Source organism: Pristimantibacillus sp. Z349TD_6, from assembly GCF_056173205.1.
In genome coordinates this window covers 163,433-185,857 of the sequence record NZ_CM149662.1, presented here as the reverse complement: position 1 = coordinate 185,857, position 22,425 = coordinate 163,433, and the positions used below count along the sequence as shown (strand labels likewise).

Below are 22,425 nucleotides of genomic sequence, written 5' to 3'. Positions count from 1 at the left end.
TGTTCTCCCTCCTGCGGTCTTACGATCCGTGCGTAGTTCTAGGCGTAGGACGCCTGCTGGTCGCTGTAGTACTGCTCTTTATACCGGACCGCTCCGGCTTCGCTTCAACTGTTGTATCAAGAGACATGAGGAACTGTTCGTTGTTCTCACTATCTTTAAGTTTCTTCAAGAAATTATCTACATAATCAGGCGTATCCGTCATACCTCTGCGGATGGCCCAAACCTTCTCCAACTCTTCCTTCGTAAGCAGCATTTCCTCACGTCTAGTTCCAGATCTGCGCAAATCTAGCGCAGGGAAAATACGACGCTCAGAAAGCTTACGATCTAGATGGAGCTCCATATTGCCCGTACCTTTAAATTCTTCATAAATGATGTCATCCATACGCGAGCCTGTTTCGATCAACGCAGTCGCAAGTATAGTCAAGCTTCCGCCCTCTTCCACGTTTCGAGCCGAACCAAAAAACCGTTTTGGACGGTGGAACGCAGCTGGATCAATACCGCCGCTAAGCGTACGACCAGATGGAGGAATAACCAAGTTATACGCCCTAGCAAGACGGGTGATACTATCCATCAAGATGACAACGTCCTTCTTATGTTCAACAAGACGAAGCGCTCGCTCAAGTACAAGCTCTGCTACTTTGATATGGTTCTCGGGCAGCTCATCAAATGTGGAGGCGATAACTTCACCCTTAACAGAGCGCTGCATATCAGTAACTTCCTCTGGACGCTCATCAATAAGCAGAACGAACAATTTGATATCGGGACGATTTTCGGAAATGCTGTGGGCGATTTCTTTAAGAAGCAAGGTTTTACCTGTCTTCGGAGGAGCAACAATTAGACCGCGTTGGCCAAGTCCTACAGGAGCAAGCAAATCCATCATTCGAGTGGAAAGCTTCGACTGTGTCGTCTCAAGCACTAGCTTCTTTTCTGGATAAAGAGGAGTAAGCGCAGGAAAGTGCAATCGTTCGGAAGCCGTTTCCGGATTTTCGCCGTTAACAGCATTTACTTGCAATAGACCAAAATAACGCTCATTCTCTTTCGGCGGACGGCATTTACCTGAAACAAGATCGCCGCTTCTCAAATCAAATCTGCGAATTTGTGATGCTGAAATATAAATATCTTCCTTGCTCGGCAAATAGTTAATAGGCCGTAAAAATCCGAAGCCTTCTGACAAAATATCGAGGACGCCTTCCATGAACATAAGGCCGCTCTTCTCTGCTTGCGCTCGAAGAATTGCAAAAATTAATTCCTTCTTCTTAAGTGTTCCGTAATAGGGAACTTGAAATTGCTTCGCCAATTTATAAAGGTCGGTCAATTTCATCTCTTCTAGATCTGCGATCTGAAGGTCTGTCATGTTCTCACCACTTTATTTAATTTTCATTATGATTTTGTATATCTAGTAAAATCATAGGATTGATTATCCATCATTGCCGAATTAGACGCCGTCTATTCCACAGCGTCTGCATCGTCCTATTCCTTATGAAGTGGCTTCCGTTTCGCGCCATACTTCCGCACCCAGGCGGCATAAGTTTTCTACTAGATTATCATAACCTCGGTCAATATATTCAACACCCGAAATTTCAGTAACGCCTTCTTCAACAGTCAAAGCAGCGACAACAAGTGCAGCCCCTGCGCGTAAATCAGCAGCCTTAACTTTTGCAGCACTTAGCTTGCCGCCTTCAATAACAGCTGAACGGCCCTCAACACGAATATCCGCTCCCATGCGAGTGAGCTCAGGAACATGCTTAAATCTAGTACCGTATACATAATCAGTTAAAATACTGACTCCATTCGCTTGTGTAAGCAAGGTTGTCATTGGAGATTGCAAGTCCGTAGGGAAACCAGGGTACACAAGTGCCTTTACATCAATGGACGAATAATTAGGTCCGCCAATAATTCGGATGGATTCATCCATCTCAATAACTTGAACACCCATCTCTTCAAGCTTAGCGCTCATCGCTTCCAAGTGCTTCGGAATAACATTATCAATAAGGACATCGCCGCGCGTTGCTGCAGCTGCAATCATATACGTACCGGCTTGAATTCGATCGGGAATAATGGAATGGCGGCAGCCATGCATCTGATCGACGCCTTCAATACGAATCGTCTCAGTCCCGGCACCTTTGATTTTTGCGCCCATGGCATTAAGGAGAGTAGCTACATCTATAATTTCAGGCTCTTTTGCCGCATTTTCAATAATCGTTATTCCTTTGGCCCGCGAGGCAGCTAGCATGATGTTAATCGTTGCTCCAACACTTGAAACGTCAAGGTAAATCTTTGCGCCTCGTAATTGCTCAGCATGAATTCGAATAGATCCATGATCATTAGTTACCGTGGCACCAAGTGCTTCAAACCCTTTAATATGCTGATCAATTGGTCTAGGCTCAAAGTTGCAGCCCCCTGGCATTCCGATTGTCGCTTCACCAAACCTACCAAGCATTGCCCCCATCAAATAATAGGATGCGCGCAGCAATTTCACTTTGCCGTTTGGCATCGGTTTGGAGACAAGCGCGGAAGGATCAATGCGCATCATATCGCCGTCACGCTTTACGACAGCTCCAAGCTCCTGCAAAATTTCACTATATACAGCTACATCACTTATAATAGGCAAATTATCCAACACAACTTCTGATTCTGCTAAAATAGCAGCAGGTACAAGAGCCACCGCGCTGTTCTTGGCTCCGCTGATTTGAACGGTACCGCGAAGCGGCCGTCCACCGCGTATCATCAATTTCTCCATCTAATTATAGTTCCTCCCGTAGATTGGAAGAGAATAAAGGAAAAACCGCCAAAGCAAGCGAGTGTTAAACCCACTTGCCGTTATGAGGCGGTTTATTCCTTTGCTCCTGTTATTACACTTAGTTGTTACTTCCGAACAAACGGATTTTTGTTAGTAACAGCCAGCTTCTCAATTCGCACAGCTGTCATGTATTGGCGTAGTTCCAATGAATCAGCGTTAGCTATTTGTTTTCTTGAAATTGTATTTGTAAAAGCAACATGTTTCTCTCAAAGGTATACTGCAACTGAGATTAATATCATGATCAAGATCAAATCGATTGGAAGACTAGATTTTTTTTGGCCCCGGCACACGCCATTGCAGCAGTGAATGGAATGCCCATATATTTCAAGGCGCTTTCGCTGACCTTGCAAATAAACGGTGATTTTTCTTCCTTAGCAGCTTCAACAATCGTTTGTGTAATTACCCTGATGTCTGTGTTGAACTGGACTACTGTTTCTCGCTTGCTATAAGCGCCTGGCAAAATTCATTCATAGGAACTAACAAGATCGCTGTCTTCCTCGTAAATGTTATCTTTCTTCCTCCAGCTCGGTCCGACTTGTCATTCTGAGACATTATAACATAATGAGCCTTGGAATAGTAAAGCTTGTTTTGCTATTGCCAATAAATGAAAAAAACGACATCGCCTTCAAGTAAGAGACGATGCCGTTTATTTGCTAAATCAAGAGCCTATTGCAAAACGACTTGTGGAGTTGCCGCCTCGCAGCTGCATATTAACGGCAATTCGCATCTCATCGATGTCGAACGGTTTCGTAAAGTGCATTAATGCCCCGAGATCCGTCGCTTCTTTAATCATATCCAATTCACCATATGCGGTCATCATGATGACTTTAATGTTTCGGTCGATAGCTTTCACATGCTTTAAAATTTCCAGACCATCCATGCCGGGAATTTTCATATCCAACAGAACAAGATCAGGAGCATCGTTCTTGACGATTTCCAAAGCCAGCTTGCCATTAGACGCTTGGAACGTATTATAGCCCTCGCTGCTGAAAACTTCCATAAGCAATACGCGAATACCGTTCTGATCATCAACGATCAACACTTTCTTCTTATCCAACTCCAAATCCCCCCGCAAATGAGTTTACCCAGAAAATGGCCAACTCTTCCATAATCGTTAATATATTCGCTAAAGTGGGTATATAATCCTTCTCGTTAAGAGAAAAACTTATCTGTTGTTGTTAAAGAATCTGCCATTGATCAGAAATGCAATATATTACTCAGAATGGTTAAGCGCTGCTTGTACAAATCCGCGGAACAAAGGCTGCGGACGGTTCGGTCTGGACTTGAATTCCGGGTGGAATTGAACAGCCAAGAACCAAGGATGATCAGCCATTTCCACAACCTCAACAAGACGGCCGTCTGGGGAAGTTCCAGAAATAGTAAGACCAACAGATTCAATCGCTTCACGGTACTCATTGTTAAATTCATACCGGTGACGGTGACGCTCATAAACGAGCTCGTCGCCATATTCACGCTCAGCAAGCGTACCTGGCTTAAGTTTGCAAGGGTAGAGACCAAGACGCATCGTGCCACCCATATCTTCAACATCCTTCTGATCCGGCAGCAAATCAATAACCGGATATGGAGTGGATGAATTAATTTCAGAGCTATTCGCACCAGCTAGTCCCGCCACATTGCGAGCATACTCAATGACAGCTACCTGCATGCCAAGACAAATACCGAAAAACGGAATTTTGTTTTCACGTGCGTATTTAATCGCTGTAATCTTGCCTTCAATACCGCGATCGCCAAAGCCGCCTGGTACAAGAATACCGTTAACGCCTCTAAGCTGTTGCTCGACATTCTCTTCCGTAAGCTCATCTGCATGCAGCCAACGAATTTTCACTTCTGAATCGGAAGCAATACCCGCATGCTCAAGCGACTCTACAATACTGAGATACGCATCGTGCAATGAGACATACTTACCAACAATTGCAATTTCCGTTTTCTTATGAAGCGACTTCACACGCTGAACAAGGCTTTCCCATTCGCGCATATCCGGTTGTTCCGTCTTAAGCTTCAGATGATTAACAACGATCTCGTCGAGGCCTTCCTCACGAAGCATCAATGGCACTTCATACAAAGTGGACGCATCGCGGCATTCCACGACTGCATTCGCATCGATATCGCAGAACAAGCCAATTTTACGTTTCAAATCTTCAGCAAGCGGATGCTCTGTACGGCATACGATTACGTTTGGTTGAATACCGATGCTGCGCAATTCCTTAACACTATGCTGCGTCGGTTTTGTTTTCACTTCACCTGCCGCTTTGATGTAAGGAATAAGCGTTACGTGGATGTACATTACATTGTCGCGCCCGATATCACTTTTGATTTGACGAATAGCTTCAAGGAAAGGCAAGCTTTCGATATCACCAACCGTACCGCCGATTTCTGTAATAACAACATCAGAACCCGCTTCTTTGCCCGCACGGAATACACGGTCTTTAATTTCGTTCGTAATATGCGGGATTACCTGAACAGTTCCACCCAAGTAGTCGCCGCGGCGCTCTTTGGTAATTACGTTGGAATAGATTTTGCCGGACGTCACATTGTTGTTCTTCGACAAGTTAATGTCGATAAACCGTTCATAGTGACCAAGATCCAAATCTGTTTCTGCACCATCATCGGTAACGAATACTTCTCCGTGCTGATATGGACTCATCGTTCCTGGGTCGACGTTGATGTATGGATCAAACTTCTGAATCGTTACTTTGAGGCCCCTGTTCTTCAGCAATCGGCCAAGCGAGGCTGCTGTTATCCCTTTGCCCAAGGACGACACTACGCCGCCGGTTACAAAAATATATTTGGTCACTGTGATGATACCCTCCAAGCCCTATGGTTAATGTTTAGGTTTGCCCATTTACTCGATAAACATGGATGCGGATACACTCCGCCTATCCATCCAATTTGTGGGAATGCATCCTACAGACCCATCCCTCACAAACAAAAAAAGTGACACCCGTAGCAACGGGGCACTTTTCCTTTTTGGCATATATAAAAATACAAGCAAGCATCAGCAATGCGTTATGCTCCACTTCTATTTCACCGCGAAACTTGACCTTCTCGTCAAAAGACGAAATCGAGTCGTTTGCGCTTGTATGCGTTATTTGTTAACCGAATCTTAAGCCCATGAGATAGTTTACTCTGCGCTCGTAGCAACTGTCAAGCGAAACTGACTGGATATTCCTCACGCCAGTTCAAACGACTAAGCCATCTGTATAGAGCAGAGCTCGTACCGCAGAAAAGTATAAGAAGGAGGATAAGCTGGGTGCTTAAACCGCCTTATACTTTCAGCAAACATTTACTTGTCAGACTCGTCGTCGTCTTCAAATTCCTCATCATCCGACTCATCATCATCCGCATCGAGTTCACCGTCGACTTCTTCCTCGTCCAGTTCCTCGTCGTCGATTCCAACTTCCTCATCGACTTCAGCTTCCTCTTCTGCCTCTTCGAAGTCCTCGCGGTCCTCGTCGAATACATCGTAGTCTTCTTCAGCCTCTGCGTAAGTATCCTCTTCTTCGTCCGCAAATACATCATCATCTTCGAGATCATCATCATCGTTAATGATACGCGTACGCTTCGCATTACCTACAGGATCTTCAGAACGCTCAACTGGATACCAGCGTTTCAGTCCCCACATGTTGCTGCCAACGCAAGCGAAACGTCCATCAATGTTGATTTCTGTATACACTTGGGCGATGAACTGGTTGATTCCGTCTGCGGAAAGACCGCGTATTTTAGCGATCTCCATCATTAGATCGCGATAGTAGTAAGGCGTATTAGCCGCTTTCAGCACTTCAAAGGCCAAATCGACCATAGGCATTTCCTTCATACGTTCAGGATCCAGCTTTAACGTGAAATTGCTGCTGCTCATATGGACACATCCTCTCTTGCCATTCAATTTATGTACTCGTTCTTACCTATAAAATGCAAGGATCGTGTACGTTATTCTCTTATACACCGCTCACATTTAATCGCAAAACGATCGGTAACTGCCAGAGGCTCGCACCCGTCGTTTACGCTAGTCACAGTATAGTAAAACCTATTTCCTGCAAAAAAGCAAGCGGACCACGCTGCTGCAGTATAGCTTGGACTTCTATGCAAAAAGCGAAAGGATAGTCCTTCCGCTTTGACTGTATCCATCCGGCCATGACACGAGGCAACGCACCTTGGTCGTAAGAGCCCCTGAGAACTCTTTGTTCATCGTATGTCCCCAGTCGATTTTTGACACGGTTTTCAGCCTAATTATGTGAAAAAAGGCAAGTTGCTCATGCGTTATAGAGCGCTCGTTCATACAATAGTTCAGCATGGTCCGTCGGGAGGGGAAGCCAAGTTTGGACACCGTCGCTTTTATCCGTATGTTGCAGGATACGATGGCTCGCACGGACACAACGACTGTAAAGCGTATCATTCGCTTTCAGCGTGCGAGCGACTACCGATACTTCCTACAGCAATTGCCTAAAGTCACTTCATCATCTTTACCGCAAAAAAGCATTAGACAAATGCCCAGCATTCTTGGAATAGCCTGCACATTGCCGGCCGAGGAATCATTAGAGCGATTCGCCGGGCGTGTTTGGATTGAGAAAGATTGTAAAATCAGCGTGCATGCTTCTCCACAAAAGTCGATTATTGTAGATAAGGGCATCCCCTGGGGTGTAAACCAGATTAAAGCCCCGCTGGCTTGGAGCACGACAACCGGTCACCGGGTCAAAGTCGGCGTCATCGATACAGGAGCTGATTTCAGCCATCCAGATCTTCGCCAATCACTCTCTAGGGGCATCAATCTTCTCAATCGCAGCATGCTCCCTCATGATGATAACGGTCATGGTACACATATTGCAGGTACCATCGCCGCAGCAAATCAATTACAGGGCATGATTGGCGTAGCCCCGCGGGCGTTAATCTCGCCTGTCAAAGCTTTTGACCATAATGGGAGCGCCTTCGTATCCGACATTATTCTCGGTATTGAATGGTGTATCCGCAATCGCATGAACGTCATCAACATGAGCTTCGGTATGAAGACAAAAAGCAAAGCGCTGCTTGGAGCTGTCATTAACGCTCACAATGCAGGCGTCATTATCGTTGCTTCCTCCGGCAATGACGGGAAGCGCCGTTCCGTTGATTATCCGGCACGCTACCCTCAAACGATTGCTGTTGGCGCTACGAATAAACTCCGCCGCGTTGCACCTTTCAGCAATCGAGGCTCCTATATTGACGTTTACGCGCCTGGCGACAAAATCGTATCCGCATGGCTGCGCGGCAAATACAATGAAATGAGTGGAACCTCCATGGCCACCTCGCATGTCAGCGGAGCAATCGCGCTTCTGCTCGCACATAAGCCGGGACTTACGCCTACCGAAATCAAGACAATTATTAAACGATCCGTTCAGCCCCTTAGAGGCAGTAAAGCCCGCCGAACGATCGGCGAGCTTGACGTGATGCGTATGATGCAAACCGTGGATAAAGTATGAGTCCACGGTTTGTTTTTATGAAACAAAGCTTACATGCGTTCTGGAGCAGAAACGCCGACCAAACGAAGCACGTTCGCAATAGCGATACGTACGGCTCCAAGCAAGGCTAAGCGTGCTTGCGATTGCTCAGCATCTTCTGTAATGACGCGCTCCGCTCTATAATAGCTGTGGAACTGGGAAGCCAGCTCGTATACATAACGAATAAGACGATGAGGCGCATATTGTACTGCAGCCTCAGAGATCTCCTGCGGCAGCTCACCAACTTTACGAAGAAGATCGAACTCGCCCTCGGCAGTCAGCTTGCTGAAATCGATAGTGTCCGTGGATTTAAGAACGATGCCTTGTTCCTCCGCTTGTCTGAAAATACTGCAAATCCGAGCATGCGCATACTGAACATAGAACACAGGGTTCTCATTTGAAGTAGAGATCGCCAAATCCATATCGAAATCAAGATGCGAATCCATACTCCGCATGGAGAAGAAGTAACGAATTGCATCGATGCCTACCTCATCCATCAGATCCTGCATAGTTACCGCTTTGCCCGTACGCTTCGACATTTTCATTTTCTCGCCGTTCTGGAACAAGCTGACCATCTGTGCAATTAACACGGTTAGTTTCTTCGGATCGTTGCCTAGTGCCTCCATCGCTGCTTTCACACGCGGAATGTAGCCATGGTGATCGGCACCCCAAATGTTGATCATCTGATCGAAGCCGCGTCCGTATTTATCCATATGATATGCGATATCCGGCGTCAAATAGGTATATGAGCCGTCATTTTTCACGAGCACGCGGTTTTTGTCGTCGCCAAAAGTCATGGTAGACAGCCATGTCGCTCCTTCTTCTTCATAGACATGCCCTGTCGCCTTCAGCGTTGCAAGACCTTGCTCTACTTGTCCGCTCTCGTATAATGCCGTTTCACTGTACCAAACGTCAAAACCAACGCGGAATCTTCCGAGGTCGCGTTTAATTTTATCAAGCTCCCGCTCAAGGCCAAACTGGCGGAAAAACGTAAACCGTTCTTGATCCGGCAATTCCAGCAGCTTATCGCCTTCTTGCTCGACAAGAAGCTTTGCAAAACCAATGATGTCCTCGCCGTAATAACCATCCTCCGGCATTTCCGCCGCTTGACCAAGCGCTTGACGGTAACGAGCTTCAATGGATACAGCTAGGTTCTCCACCTGCTTGCCCGCATCATTAATATAATATTCGCGCGTAACATCATATCCCGCATAATCAAGTACATTGCACAATGCATCGCCAACTGCGGCACCGCGAGCATGTCCAAGATGCAGGCTGCCCGTAGGATTCGCGCTCACGAATTCGACCTGTACACTTTTGCCGGAACCATCCGAAGTACGTCCATAGTTTTCTCCCGCTTCAAGCGCTGCAGCCACAACCGGATAGAGATAGCTGTTATCCATACGGAAGTTAATAAAGCCCGGGCCTGCAATTTCCGCTGCTTGAATAGAAGCTTGCTTCGTATCCAAATGCGCAATAATTGCCTCAGCGATTTGACGAGGATTTTTCTTCGCCAGCTTCGTCAGCTGCATCGCTGCATTTGTCGCCAAATCACCGTGCGATTTATCCTTAGGAACTTCAAGCACAAACGCCGGAAGCTCTTCCCGCGCTGCCAAACCAGCCGCTACCGCTGCATCAGCGATCGCTGCTTTGACTTGTTCATACATCTTCTCTAATACATTTGCATTCATTAATTTTGTTCCTCCTGTATATGGAGCCGGATATGAAACCGACCCGACATTTGATCACCAACGTACAATTCATATTCCCATTCAAGTGTAAAAGGCAGCTGATCGGGCAATGTGTCCATCGCTTTCATTACACCATCTTCACCCAGCGCATGAAGCCGCAGCTGCAGCGTTTCTGCTTCAAGCGATAAAGATGTCATTTGTGATTGATAGCTGCCAGCTCTCCTATGTCCAGGAACAAAAAGCTGCTCCGATTCTATAGCGCCGCGCCGCACAACTGACATTTCTTCCGGCCGGAATCGAATAAGCGTCCGTATTTCACCAGCTTCTGTATCGCCTTCCACTGCCGGCTCGATGTAGCGGATAAATATGGATTTCTCCTTGCGGAACCAATCCCCTTTGTAAGCATGAGTATGCGAGCTTCCATCCTGCACACTCTCCAATGTAATTCGCACTTTCCTGCTGTCTGCCATCATCTTGCTCCTGTTATCAGTCTAATCTTATGTAACTACTATATACAGGTAGGCTCCGAATTTCAACGCTAGAGCCCGGTTAACTTGTTGCAAACGGTACGATTTCACGCCATGCCTCCACACGATCCTCGAGCGTTCGCATACGCGGAGTTGGAATCGGACTGGAGGAAGGCAGCTTGAGTAACGTGATGCTTCGAAAGCTTTCATGCCCTTTATAAAATTTCTGAAAGGTATCGTATGCCTTGCTTCCGTTAAATGCAAAGCAGCGCAGCTCTGGATATTTGGCTACAAGCTCCGGCAGCTTCTGCGGTACGATTCCACGTATGTTCACATCCAAGCTGCCTTCGCGCTCGCATGATTCGATAACATCCCATAGCGCTAAGCGATGCTCCTTTAAAAATGCGAGACGGTTGTCATACACAGGGTCCGGGTCTGACTCATTAAATAAACGATATATAATTTTCCACATAAAATTTTGCGGGTGTCCATAAAATTGCTTATGCTCAAGCGATTTTACGCTTGGTGCTGTCCCAAGAATCAGCACGCGTGATCGCTCATCGATAACAGGCGGAAACGAATAAATGCGCATGTCGTATAGCCCCCTAATCTATTTTTAAAAACAGCAATAACGTCTTATTATAAGCCCATTCTAGCCTTGATCATACGATCGCATTCTCCGTTTGTATTAGAAAAAGACGCTTTCCGCTAAGATTACGCGGAAAACGTCTTTTTATCAATGCGTATCGATTATTTGGCCGGAATCTTTATGCTTTGACCCGGATAGATTCTATTCGGGTTCTTTAGCTTATTGTAGCTGGCTAATTTCTGCCACGTCGTTCCGTGCTCCAAAGCTATCGCATAGAGAGTGTCCCCTGCTTTAACCGTATACACCGACACTTGAGGAGTCGTTGGAACAGAAGTTGTTGGCTTCTCAGGTTTAGCTGGCTCTGTCGGCTTCGTCGGTGTTGTTGGTGTTGTCGGTTTTGTTGGCTCTACCGGCACCACTACTGACTTCGCACTTAGATTAAGCTTAAACTCTGCATAGCCATCAGCTGTATCACCTGTGTAGGAAGTCAGTTTATTCGTCTCTGCTGCACTCTTTGCTTCCGGTGATGTCTTAATTGTCACATTCACTTTGTCATTAATTGCCGCTAGCGACCAGTTGCCGTCCGCTGCCGGATCAATCGTCTTGAAGGAGCGAATGTAGTCAATGACAACCTGGCGGTTCTCATCCGGGGAAGCAAGGATAATACGTTTGCCGTCCGGGTTAGCGAATTTGCTGGAAGATGCGCGATAATTGTTCGTTGCAACAACAAATTTCTGATCCGCCTTAATAGGTTTTCCTTCAAACTGCAAATTAACGATCCGCTTTGCGCTTCCGTCTTTGAGCGCGCCGCCAGCTTCATACTTCGTCGGCTGAGCAACATCGATCTGATAAGTCACACCGTCAATGACATCGAAGTTGTACGTTGGAAAATCATAATTGATCAGCTCTTGCTTCTCTGTGCTCGCTGCATCGATCTGCTTGAATTGACCAGCCGACCACTCGAGCCATTCTTTAATCTCCGCCCCTGTGACGAGTACTGCATTCACAGTATTCGAGTACAAATACAAATCGGCAACATTCTTGATGGCAATATCGCCCGCCTGAATATTTGTATAATAGTTCGGACCTTGGCGGCCGCCAGCTTTAAACGGCGCTCCTGCCGAAAGAACAGGAAGCCCTTCATATTCCGTTCCCTGCAGCTGCTTCTCTACATACCATTTTTGTGCATTCGTAACGATCTGAATGGATGGATCATCTTGAACAAGAGCAAACCAGCTGTTGATTGACGCTGTCGTCTTGCCGACAGGCCCTCGCACATACGCCAGCGTATGCTCATGATCCTCTTTCACCGCATCGACAACAGCTTTGTCAGCTTCTACAAGAGGTACCTTATTTACCGAGTCAAAGATAGGCTTAACCGTGCTTTTCGAATCGACAACGGCCCATTTCCCATCCTTGTTCTCCAGTGTTAGATCAATAATGCCAAGATTATTTCCCCAGAAGCCCGGTTCAACCGCAGGCACTCCGTTAATCGTTCCTTTGGCGAGATCGACACCCGTTTTTCCTTCAAACGATTTGTCAGGAAATACTTTATGCGCATGTCCGAACAAAATCGCATTAATGCCAGCAACTTTGCTTAAATAGAGCACCGAATTTTCCATGAGCTCTGATTGCGGAATATCTTCAAAGCCCGAGTGCGGAATCGCAACAATGATATCCGCTCCCTTCGCTTTCATTTCCGGTACAAACTTTTCTGCCGTTTTGACAACATCCTTTACGATTACCTTGCCTTCTAGATGAGCTTTGTCCCATGTTGTAATTTGCGGAGGCACAAATCCAATCACGCCCACCTTCAGTTTATGCTTCGCACCCTTGCTGTCTGTTACCTCTTTATCAATAATGAGATAAGGCTTAAACAAATTAACATCATTCGTCTCATCCTTGTCTCCATCTACTTTATAAATGTTTGCATTTACATAAGGAAAGTCTGCGCCCGCGAGCGAGGTGTCCAGAAACGATAAGCCATAATTGAATTCATGATTGCCTAAGTTGCCTGCATCGTAGTTAAGCAAATTCATAGCTTTATACACCGGATGCGTCTCGCCCTGCTTCAGCTTATCAACCGTAGCGACATAATCACCTAGGGGATTTCCTTGAATCAAATCGCCATTATCAAATAATAGACTGTTCGGAGCTTCCTCCCGCGCTTTCTTGATGAGCGTAGCCGTCTTCGCGAACCCATATTCATCAGTAGGCTTGTCCGCAAAATAGTCATAGTTCATCATGTTCACGTGCAGGTCCGACGTTTCCATAATTCGCAGCTGCACTGTATTCCCTGCACCCGCATCAGCCATTGCCGTGAACGGCATAGCCCCTAGACTAACGGTAATAGCAGCAGCTAAAGCACCCTTCCACACCGATTTGTTAACCAACAAAAACGCCTCCTTCATTCTCTTTCTATTAATAAGATGCTCTGCTGCAAGCACAAGATGAAATAATGTTTTCCTACAATATATTAATTTAAATATTCTGAATTGTCATTTATTTATTTTGTTAATCTAAATTGCCCTTTTACAATAAAAAAAAGGCTTCACGCCACGCGGATAAATGACCGCTGGCAGTGAAGCCTTCACTCTATTTAATGACTATTTCAAAAAGCCTAGAAGCATCTCGCGAATAACCTTCGCCGCAACAATTTGCGTTTGCTCCGTCGGATCATAAGCTGGCGCAACCTCAACGAGATCGAAGCCCACAATGTTCACGCCGGAACGCGCAATGGCATGAACGGATTCAATAAGCTCCTTCGACGTAATGCCGCCCGCTTCCGCTGTACCTGTACCTGGTGCTGCAGATGGATCAAGCACATCGATGTCGATCGTTAAATAAACCGGACGTCCTTCGAGCTCAGGAAGCACCTTCTTAAGCGGCTCCAAAACTTCGAACGGATGGAAGTTGATGTTCTCGCGTGCATATTGCCACTCTTCGCGCGATCCTGAACGGATACCGAACTGGTAAATGTTCTGTCCGCCCATAAGACCAGCTGCTTTGCGCAGCGGCGTAGAGTGTGACAACGGCTCGCCTTCATACGATTCGCGCAAATCAGCGTGAGCGTCGAAGTGAATGATCGCAAGATCAGGGTACTTTTTGTACACCTCTTGGAAGATCGGCCAAGAAACAAGATGTTCGCCGCCGAGACCAACAGGAATTTTACCGTCGTCTAGCACACCGCGAACGAATTCGCCGATGATTTCCAGACTGCGCGCTGCGTTTCCGAAAGGGAGCAGCAAATCACCAGCATCGAAATATTCAATATCCTCGAGGCTGCGATCTAGGTAAGGGCTGTATTCTTCAAGTCCAATCGACACTTCGCGAATGCGAGGAGGGCCGAAACGGGAGCCTGGACGGAAGCTAACCGTGAAATCCATCGGCATGCCGTAGATAACCGCTTTGGAAGCTTCGTAGTTGTCAGAACTCAAAATGAAGACATTGCCTGAATATTTTTGATCCAATTTCATGAGGTATGTCCCTCTCTTTCCTGAAGCGTAGCCGCTTGTTACTTCACAAGATCTTCAACAAATTTCGGAAGCACGAATGCTGCCTTGTGAAGACGAGGCGTGTAATATTTTGTATCAATTTCTGGAATTGCTGTCTCATCAACAGCAAGCGGATCGTGTTTTTTGCTGCCCATTGTGAACGTCCACAGACCGCTTGGGTAAGTAGGAATGTTCGCACCATATACACGAACGATCGGGAATACTTCCTTCACGTCTTTGTTTACGCTTTGGATCAGGTCCGCTTTAAACCATGGGTTGTCCGTTTGAGCAACGAAGATTCCGTCTTCTTTCAATGCTTCGTAGATGCCTTGGTAGAAGCCCTTCGTAAATAGGTTTGCCGCAGGGCCAACCGGTTCAGTGGAATCAACCATAATAACGTCATAAGTGTTTTTATGATCATGAATATGCATAAAGCCGTCGTTTACAAGCACTTCAACACGCGGGTTGTCGAGCTCGCCAGCGATGGATGGCAAGTATTTTTTGGAGTACTCGATTACTTTACCGTCGATGTCGACAAGCACTGCCTTCTTCACCTTCGGATGTTTCATTACTTCACGAATAACGCCGCCGTCTCCGCCGCCAACAACAAGCACGTACTCCGGATTCGGATGCGTGAAAAGTACAGGATGCGCAACCATTTCGTGGTAAACGAACTCATCCTTAACCGTGGTCATAACCATACCGTCGAGAACAAGCATCGTTCCAAACTCTTCCGTTTCGATCATATCAAGCTGTTGAAAATCTGTTTGTTCATTAACGTAAGTCTTAGTGATCTTCGCCGTTATGCCGAAGCTATCTGTTTGTTTTTCCGTATACCACAATTCCATGGTGTTAAATCCCTTCTTTCCTTCAATCGTTCAACCTGTATTATAGTAAAATTATTAAATCACTACAAGTACTCTAGACAATCCGTGCATTAACGTTTTTCAAAGATTTTATTAAGTATAATATCCTGATTTTCCGTACGATATGTAGATGCTGTTTCACAATAAAGGCTGTCCCACATAACATGGGACAGCCTTTATTCATATTGAGAAAGGCATACCTGTTCTTTTGTATAATTTCCTTCTCAACCATTTGCCGGCTTCACGCAGCCTGTCGTCTCACGAATGATCAGCTCTACCGGCAAAGCCTTGCACCTCTCCTGAACAGGGTTGCCATCAATCTGATCGAGCAGCATGCGGATCGCTTCCTGCCCTTTCTCCAAAATATTTTGAGAGACGGTCGTTAGCGCAGGCGAAGTAAAGCTAGAGATGGACAAATTGTCAAAGCCGATTACCGAATAGTCCTCCGGCACCTTTTTGCCTAGTTCTCGCAGCCGTTTAAGCAAACCCATCGCACTTACATCCGAAAACGAGAAGATCGCCGTCACGTCCGCAAGCTTGATGAGCTGGTCCGCAGCCCGATAACCACCATCAAGCGATGTCGGGAGCCTGATCATTAAGGTTTGATCGTATGGAATACCCGCTTCTGCCAGCGCATCCTTATAGCCTAACCATCGCTCATGCAAAACACCGTAATATGTGATGCGCTCAAGCGGAATATCTCCAATTAAAAGCGCAATTCGTCGATGTCCTTGGTCGATTAAATAACGAATCGCGCGATAGCTTCCTTTTCTGTCCTCTAAATTAACTTGATATAGATCCTCCCGCTTCAAGTAGCTATCAATAAAGACGGCAGGCATGCCTAAGTTTACAATTCGATCAACTGCCTGCGAGCCCTCATTCGTCCCCATCACGATTAACCCGTCCAATCGACGCTCCTTGGCGAATGTGAATGTTTCTGTGCTCTCATCAATACCTGATAAAATAATATGAAATTGGCGATCACGCGCCCCTTCTTCTACACCTGTAAGCAGGTCCCAATAAAAAGGGTTGTCCTGCAGCCTCCCAGGCTGCATCATCGGTACGACGAGTCCAACAAGATGCGTACGACGAGTCTTTAGATTTCTTGCAGGCAGATTTGGCGTGTAGCCAAGCTCGATAATTACCCGCTCGATATTTTCTTTCGTTGTGCCCGATACCCTCCCCTTGCCGTTAATAACGTTAGATACCGTCGCAATCGATACACCAGCCACCTTGGCAACGTCTACGATGCTTACTTCATTTTTCATCCTCTTATCGCTCTCTTTCGTCTCAAAGCCCATCCGGCTCCTTGAGTTAAACGTTTTATCATAGTATAGCTTATTTGTGGAGGCACTAAAATTTGTACTCCGAAAATATAAAAAAAGAAGCAAACCGGCTCAAGCGAGCCAGCCTGCTTCCCCTATATTGCATACTACCAGCCGCTGTTGCCTGCACCTCTAGTTATTACAAATTGATTATTCGGATTCGATAGGCCTCCCGATGCAGCCCCTGTGACCGTTACATTGCTAAACGTCCCTGATCCAGTAACGGAATCGAACAATATCCCATAGGTGCCGGCACCGCTGATATTCACTTGATTAAAGCTTACGCTTGTTATCGATTGATTGTAGCTGAATTTCACAGCTTCATAGGTGCTGTCATTAATTTGAACATTATCGACAACGATTGGAGCCGAAATGCTCTGGTTTTCTGCATAGATCCATAAACCGCCGAAGCTCGTATTCCAGTTGCGTTCCCAGCCGCCTGTACGGTTCAGCGTATTTCGTTTCACTTCAGTCGTGCCGCTAAATGCCACCGCATTGAACCTCGTGCTGACCACGATACCCGCAGAAGCCGTCACCGTGTCTGCACCGATGTTATCCCATATCTTGTTGTCTTTGCCGCCGTAAAGGGCGTAAGTATTTGCAAGAACAGGAACCTGGGCGATATTATAGCGGAACATGCTGTTCTCATTCGGTGAGCCGTCCGACCACATCGCGAAGGCGTCGTCTCCTGTATTGCGTACACTGAAATGGCTGATCGTTGTATTTTTAACACCGCCGTGAAGGTTTACTCCATCCGCCCATGTGTTGCGAATTTTACCTCCGACTACATACAAACCGTCCGTTCCAGACTGCAGCCAGAAGCCCACCTTCGTATGCTCGATCCATACATTTTGAATAAGCGAGCCTGTTCCAAAGTTTCCTTCGAAAGCAGCGTGGTCCGCACCATCGTTCCGATACAGCGAATCTCCCGTAATCGCAAGATCGGTAATCGTTACATTTCCGCCTACGCCATAAAAGCCGCCTTTCCCGTTAGTGCCTTGCAAATTAGAGTACCACATGCCAGCGCCTCGAATATGAATACCGTTTACATTCACTCGGTCATTCATTCGGAAGGTGCCTGATGGAATCCACACGCCTGCTTTGCCTGTCGATTTCGCATTAGCGATAGCGTCGCGAATAGCCTGCGTATCATCACCTGCATCGCCCGCAACAGCTCCGAAGGAGGTAATGCTCACGAAATTAGCAGGCATTGTGTAGGCGGCATCCACTTGTTCCAAGTTAATAAGATCAATCGTATAGTAAGAAGCTGTATCGCCAGAATCCTTCTGCAGCTTTACCGTAGCCCCAGCAGGAATGTTTCCGACAAGGAAGCGGCTCTCATCATAGAAGCGATGTCCTTCGCCGTTCGCGGCATTATCGTTGTACGGATAAGCGCCATACGTCCATGCATAACGTGACGACAGGCTAAGTGTCTGTGTTTTAGCTCCGTTCACATAAAGGCTAAGTGTTCCATTCGTACCCCCGCCCCCTGCTGAATCAGGCATACTATATCTGACAACAACAGAGTTAGCAGCTTGTGGCGCTGTCCACTGCACATAGTGTCCCGTGGATGTCAGCTTCACAGCGCGTCTTCCCGACGACTCTGATTCAACAGTCAAGTAAGTACGGTTTGCTGTAAGCACCTGAGCGTTCGTCGTGCCGCTCTCTGCTTCCAATTCTTGATAAGGTACGGTTGCTCCCCGCGCCGCCAAGCCGATTCCACCTGCTGCAGAAATGTAATCGATCGCTATTCCGCCGCTATTTCCGCTGTCATATTGATACGTAATTGTATTTAAACCTTTGCGAAGGCTCAGCGTCTCGCTTTGACTGCCCCAAGTGGTTGCTCCTCCAGTTGCTGAGAGCGTTGTTGTTTTAACAAACACCCCGTTCACGTAAATATTTATCGTCTTGCTCGTCCCTGTTCCATTAGCGTAGCGAAGCTCAACGGCCGAGTTCCCTTCCGCAGTCCGGTTAACGGTGAAAATAGCTCTCGCACCGACGCTTGTAAAGTTCTGCAAATAGGTCGATGCTTTGGTTACTCCACCTGAGAAAAATTGATCCTCCGCTTGATACACAAATCCCGTGCCCGGCGTTGGTGTTGGTGTTACAGTAGGCGTAGGCGTTGGTGTCACGGTTGGTGTTGGTGTTGGAGCTGTTGTAGGGGTTGGTGTCGGCGTTGTTGTAAGAGCACCTACAACGAGGTTATCCAAATTGATATTTCCAGAATCCGTCGTATCAAATTGAAGCCGAACGGCATTACTGCCTGCATTCAGAGTAACGACTTCCAGCTTGGTGCCCCATGTGTCCCAATTCGATGTCGCTGGAAGCGTAACCTGACGAAGCTTTGTTCCATTCAGATAAAGGCTTAATGTTTTATCGCTGCCTGTTCCATTTGCATATCGGAACGTCAGCTCACGGCTTCCGGCTGCGGCTGGCGTAACAGCAAATTGTACCGCCGCGCTTCCTTTGTTGCCATCCGTGAATCCACCGACAAATCCGGTTCCCGTATAGCCCGTATGATCATTAGCTATAGTTGCTCCTCCCGTAAGAGTCGCCGCTTCTGCTTCAAGGGTGTTTGGCGCAGCTGGCGCTGCTTCAACATCAATTTTGTCTAAGTTTACGTTTCCTGTGTCTGTCGTATCGAATTTGTAGCGGATCGTATTGCTGCCTGCTGCGAGTGTCAATGCTTCCGTGCTGGTCGTCCAGCTGTCCCAATTCGCAGTTGCATTCAGCGTCGTTTGCTTAATTTTGACGCCATTTACGTATAGGCTCAACGTCTTCGCACTGCCATTCCCATTCGCGTACCGCACGGTTACGTTATGAACCCCAGCTGCTGCCGCGCTTACCGTAAACTGAGCAGCTGCATTTCCCTTATTGCCGTCTGTAAAACCGCCAACGAAGCCAGACCCGGAATAGCCCGTATGATCATTCGCATATACGGCTCCCCCAGAGAGTGAAGCCGACTCCGCCTCGTAAGAAGCTGCATAGCTGGTTTGTGCCTGCGCGAAGAATGTGAGCACCATACTCATAATAATGAGTACGGATAGACGTTTCTTAAGATTAATCGTCATTAATCATCACGATCCTTTTCATATAATAGAAGCTCATTTACCTGCGTTGATTTGAATAAGTGCAATTACAATGTAAACGCATTCATAAATCGATATCCACTATGTCAGGCAGCACCACCTTTCAATAGAACATTTTTTGATCCATTAGCAGCATAGTAAGGAAGGTTCATGGATCTTTGCATAATACCATGCCTTATTTTACGATTATGATAACTAATTAAACGTTTAACCAGGTAACGCTCGTCATTCATGGTTAAACCTTTAATCAGAGATTATCATGGGTTTTCCTTATCGTCAACATCCTAATTTCAAGCCGATTATTCTTGTTTTGCAGGCTGCTATTTGTTATGCAAAGCTACTGACTGGAGCATGAATATCGATCTATAAAAAGAATACTATTTAGTCTCCTTCTACAAATATTTACGATTACGCTCCTCTTCGTGAATAGGGTGTTCTTCGTTTTTCCATACTAAGGAAAAGCGAAGTTTTGCACTGAAGGGAGCCTGCTCCATGAAAAAACATTCCAACCAGCAGGGTAAGCTGCGCCGCAGACCTGCTTTTCCATTTATAACCGAGAGGTTCCTTCCCCAATTTCTGAAAATGAAGAAATGGTTCAGATGGGCAGCTGCCGCATTCACCCTTTTCATACTCATCTTGGCAGGTACACTTATCTTTTTACGTACGCAATCGCTGCCAGTCACCGCAATAAGCCAAACCTCTCAAATGCTTGATTTGCATGGCAATGTCATCGATACGTTTCATGCAGGAGAGAACCGCCGTTCTGTGCAGCTATCCGACATTTCGCATTATGTAATTGAAGCAACCTTAGCTATAGAGGATCGCCGCTTCTACGATCATCGCGGTTTCGATATGAAGGGAATGGCGCGAGCCGTTATGGTTAACGTTCAAAGCTTCTCGGCACGCCAAGGCGCAAGCACGCTTACTCAGCAGCTCGCACGTAATCTATATTTAACGCATGAGCGAACCTGGCAGCGCAAACTGAAGGAAGCGATGTATACGGTTCAGCTTGAAATGAATTACTCCAAAGACGAAATTCTGGGCATGTATTTGAATCAAATTTATTATGGCCATGGCTCCTATGGTATTGAAGCAGCTGCGATGATGTACTTCAATAAACACGCTTCCGAGCTCACGCTTGCAGAAAGCGCGATGCTTGCCGGCATTCCGAAGGGTCCTAAGTATTATTCGCCGTACCTTAACATGAAAAATGCAAAGGACCGCCAGCTTACTATTTTGCAGGCGATGCTTGAAGGCGGCTCAATTACATCCGAGCAGGCTGATGCCGCTTATAAGGAAATGCTGAGCTTCCAGACACTTGGCTCTGGCGACCAAGAAGGGTTTGCGCCTTATTTTCGCGATTACATCAGATATGTTGCTGTCGACAAGCTAGGTATTAATGAACATTTGCTGAATGAGGGCGGAATTACCATCTATACAACGCTTGATCCGTCCGCGCAAGCAACGGCTGAAGAGGTTATTGCAAAGGGCTTTCCCGAAAATTCCGAGCAGCAGGCGGCGCTCATTGCTATAGATCCGCGCACCGGATATATCAAAGCGATGGTTGGCGGAAGAAATTATAAGAACAACCAATATAATCGAGTGTTTGCAAAGACGCGCCAACCCGGCTCCTCCTTTAAGCCTTTCTTATATTTAACCGCTTTGCAAAGCGGTTTTATGTCGCCTGTTACCCGTTATAAGAGTGAACCCACTGTATTCACTTATGATGAGGGACGGAAGACGTATGAGCCACGCAACTACGGTGACAAGTATTTGAATGAGCTGATTGATATGAGACAGGCGCTGGCCAGCTCGGATAATATTTATGCGGTTAACACCATCATGACCGTCGGCGCTGATAAAGTTATTGAAACGGCAAAGAAGCTGGGAATTGAAAGTCCGATGAAGCCGGTCCCTTCACTTGCGCTTGGCACCTTTCCAATTAGCCCATTCGAAATGGCTTCTGCATTTGGTACTTTCGCAAACGGCGGCATTCACATGGAGCCGGTTGCGATTCTCCGCATAGAGGACCGCAAGGGACAGGTATTATATGAAGCGAAACAAAAATCAGTACAAGCCATCACCCCAGCCGAAGCCTATGTTATGACCAGTTTAATGGAGAGTGTATTTGAAGAAGGCGGAACAGCTTTCCGTGTATCTTCTATTATTAAGCGGCCGATAGCAGGCAAGACGGGTACGACCCCAACAGATGCATGGCTTGTCGGGTATACGCCTGAACTAGCGACAGCAGTGTGGGTAGGTTACGATAAGGATCGCAAATTAACCGTTGCCGAGGCTTACCGCGCTGCTCCGATTTTCGCCAAATTTACTGAGCAAGCGCTGTCTGCTATACCGCCGAAGATTTTCCCGATTCCGGAAGGCATCGTGAACGTGTATATCGATCCGACAAGCGGCAAGCTTGCAGAAAGCAGCTGTCCTCACAGACGATTAGAAACCTTCATCAGCGGAACGGAGCCGACTGACGTATGCGGCGAGCCTGCGGATGCAGGAAATAACGACAATGACGCCACTCATAATGGATCTGGTACAGCAGGACGACGCTCTTGGTGGAATGACTTGAAACGCTGGTGGACAGACTAAACTAACAGCAG

Annotated in this window: 16 protein-coding genes; 2 read left to right on the top strand and 14 right to left on the bottom strand. The window is 46.7% G+C overall.

Annotation, left to right across the window (positions count from 1 at the left end; all coding sequences use genetic code 11):
• Nucleotides 1-19: 19 nt before the first annotated feature.
• The 6 genes from rho to rpoE all read right to left on the bottom strand — a co-directional run bounded on the left by rho (nt 20) and on the right by rpoE (nt 6,677).
• Nucleotides 20-1,354, bottom strand: a complete 1,335-nt coding sequence (gene rho / locus AC0VYE_RS00885; RefSeq protein WP_339205993.1) for a transcription termination factor Rho — start codon at nt 1,352-1,354, stop codon at nt 20-22.
• A 123-nt stretch (nt 1,355-1,477) separates the two neighbouring features.
• On the bottom strand, nt 1,478-2,740 hold the full coding sequence (locus AC0VYE_RS00880) for a UDP-N-acetylglucosamine 1-carboxyvinyltransferase (RefSeq protein ID WP_076271592.1): 1,263 nt from the start codon (nt 2,738-2,740) through the stop codon (nt 1,478-1,480).
• 307 nt (nt 2,741-3,047) lie between these two features.
• Nucleotides 3,048-3,260: a class II fructose-bisphosphate aldolase gene (locus AC0VYE_RS00875; protein WP_076271591.1), complete on the bottom strand. Its 213-nt coding sequence runs from the start codon at nt 3,258-3,260 to the stop codon at nt 3,048-3,050.
• A gap of 198 nt (nt 3,261-3,458) precedes the next feature.
• Nucleotides 3,459-3,857 (bottom strand): response regulator, encoded by a 399-nt coding sequence (locus AC0VYE_RS00870; protein ID WP_076271590.1) that lies wholly within the window; start codon nt 3,855-3,857, stop codon nt 3,459-3,461.
• Between the two features lie 156 nt (nt 3,858-4,013).
• The gene (locus tag AC0VYE_RS00865) at nt 4,014-5,615 is read right to left on the bottom strand and encodes a CTP synthase (protein ID WP_076271589.1); all 1,602 of its coding nucleotides are present in this window, start codon (nt 5,613-5,615) and stop codon (nt 4,014-4,016) included.
• A 489-nt stretch (nt 5,616-6,104) separates the two neighbouring features.
• Entirely contained in the window at nt 6,105-6,677 is a 573-nt protein-coding gene (gene rpoE / locus AC0VYE_RS00860; RefSeq protein ID WP_076271588.1) for a DNA-directed RNA polymerase subunit delta, read from the bottom strand.
• A gap of 460 nt (nt 6,678-7,137) precedes the next feature.
• On the opposite strand from rpoE, the gene AC0VYE_RS00855 reads away from it, so the two are divergent.
• Nucleotides 7,138-8,274: a S8 family peptidase gene (locus tag AC0VYE_RS00855; RefSeq protein WP_076271587.1), complete on the top strand. Its 1,137-nt coding sequence runs from the start codon at nt 7,138-7,140 to the stop codon at nt 8,272-8,274.
• Nucleotides 8,275-8,303: 29 nt separating this feature from the next.
• On the opposite strand, the gene argS is transcribed toward AC0VYE_RS00855, so the two are convergent.
• The 8 genes from argS to AC0VYE_RS00815 form a co-directional block, all read right to left on the bottom strand.
• On the bottom strand, nt 8,304-9,983 hold the full coding sequence (argS, locus tag AC0VYE_RS00850; protein ID WP_076271586.1) for an arginine--tRNA ligase: 1,680 nt from the start codon (nt 9,981-9,983) through the stop codon (nt 8,304-8,306).
• The gene (locus AC0VYE_RS00845; protein ID WP_475445453.1) at nt 9,983-10,453 is read right to left on the bottom strand and encodes a YwiB family protein; all 471 of its coding nucleotides are present in this window, start codon (nt 10,451-10,453) and stop codon (nt 9,983-9,985) included. The genes argS and AC0VYE_RS00845 overlap by 1 nt, the downstream gene beginning before the upstream one ends.
• 79 nt (nt 10,454-10,532) lie before the next feature.
• Nucleotides 10,533-11,042: a DNA-deoxyinosine glycosylase gene (locus AC0VYE_RS00840; protein ID WP_076271584.1), complete on the bottom strand. Its 510-nt coding sequence runs from the start codon at nt 11,040-11,042 to the stop codon at nt 10,533-10,535.
• Nucleotides 11,043-11,200: 158 nt separating this feature from the next.
• Nucleotides 11,201-13,435, bottom strand: a complete 2,235-nt coding sequence (locus tag AC0VYE_RS00835) for a bifunctional 2',3'-cyclic-nucleotide 2'-phosphodiesterase/3'-nucleotidase (protein ID WP_475445451.1) — start codon at nt 13,433-13,435, stop codon at nt 11,201-11,203.
• 210 nt (nt 13,436-13,645) lie between these two features.
• A complete protein-coding gene (speB, locus tag AC0VYE_RS00830) occupies nt 13,646-14,515 on the bottom strand; it encodes an agmatinase (RefSeq protein WP_076271583.1) in 870 nt (289 codons plus the stop codon).
• A 38-nt stretch (nt 14,516-14,553) separates the two neighbouring features.
• Nucleotides 14,554-15,381: a polyamine aminopropyltransferase gene (gene speE / locus AC0VYE_RS00825; RefSeq protein ID WP_054025894.1), complete on the bottom strand. Its 828-nt coding sequence runs from the start codon at nt 15,379-15,381 to the stop codon at nt 14,554-14,556.
• 242 nt (nt 15,382-15,623) lie between these two features.
• Entirely contained in the window at nt 15,624-16,667 is a 1,044-nt protein-coding gene (locus tag AC0VYE_RS00820) for a LacI family DNA-binding transcriptional regulator (protein ID WP_076271605.1), read from the bottom strand.
• Nucleotides 16,668-16,831: 164 nt separating this feature from the next.
• Nucleotides 16,832-19,795, bottom strand: coding sequence for a carbohydrate-binding protein (locus AC0VYE_RS00815; RefSeq protein WP_475445448.1), 2,964 nt, complete (start codon nt 19,793-19,795; stop codon nt 16,832-16,834).
• A 510-nt stretch (nt 19,796-20,305) separates the two neighbouring features.
• On the opposite strand from AC0VYE_RS00815, the gene AC0VYE_RS00810 reads away from it, so the two are divergent.
• Nucleotides 20,306-22,414: a transglycosylase domain-containing protein gene (locus tag AC0VYE_RS00810; protein ID WP_475445446.1), complete on the top strand. Its 2,109-nt coding sequence runs from the start codon at nt 20,306-20,308 to the stop codon at nt 22,412-22,414.
• Nucleotides 22,415-22,425 lie beyond the last annotated feature (11 nt).

Bases quoted from the DNA above. Each gene is read 5' to 3' on its own strand.
- rho (WP_339205993.1), bottom strand. From the start codon at position 1,354: ATGACAGACCTTCAGATCGCAGATCTAGAAGAGATGAAATTGACCGAC.
- AC0VYE_RS00880 (WP_076271592.1), bottom strand. From the start codon at position 2,740: ATGGAGAAATTGATGATACGCGGTGGACGGCCGCTTCGCGGTACCGTT.
- rpoE (WP_076271588.1), bottom strand. From the start codon at position 6,677: ATGAGCAGCAGCAATTTCACGTTAAAGCTGGATCCTGAACGTATGAAG.
- argS (WP_076271586.1), bottom strand. From the start codon at position 9,983: ATGAATGCAAATGTATTAGAGAAGATGTATGAACAAGTCAAAGCAGCG.
- AC0VYE_RS00845 (WP_475445453.1), bottom strand. From the start codon at position 10,453: ATGGCAGACAGCAGGAAAGTGCGAATTACATTGGAGAGTGTGCAGGAT.
- AC0VYE_RS00840 (WP_076271584.1), bottom strand. From the start codon at position 11,042: ATGCGCATTTATTCGTTTCCGCCTGTTATCGATGAGCGATCACGCGTG.
- speB (WP_076271583.1), bottom strand. From the start codon at position 14,515: ATGAAATTGGATCAAAAATATTCAGGCAATGTCTTCATTTTGAGTTCT.
- speE (WP_054025894.1), bottom strand. From the start codon at position 15,381: ATGGAATTGTGGTATACGGAAAAACAAACAGATAGCTTCGGCATAACG.
- AC0VYE_RS00820 (WP_076271605.1), bottom strand. From the start codon at position 16,667: ATGAAAAATGAAGTAAGCATCGTAGACGTTGCCAAGGTGGCTGGTGTA.
- AC0VYE_RS00815 (WP_475445448.1), bottom strand. From the start codon at position 19,795: ATGACGATTAATCTTAAGAAACGTCTATCCGTACTCATTATTATGAGT.
- AC0VYE_RS00810 (WP_475445446.1), top strand. From the start codon at position 20,306: ATGAAAAAACATTCCAACCAGCAGGGTAAGCTGCGCCGCAGACCTGCT.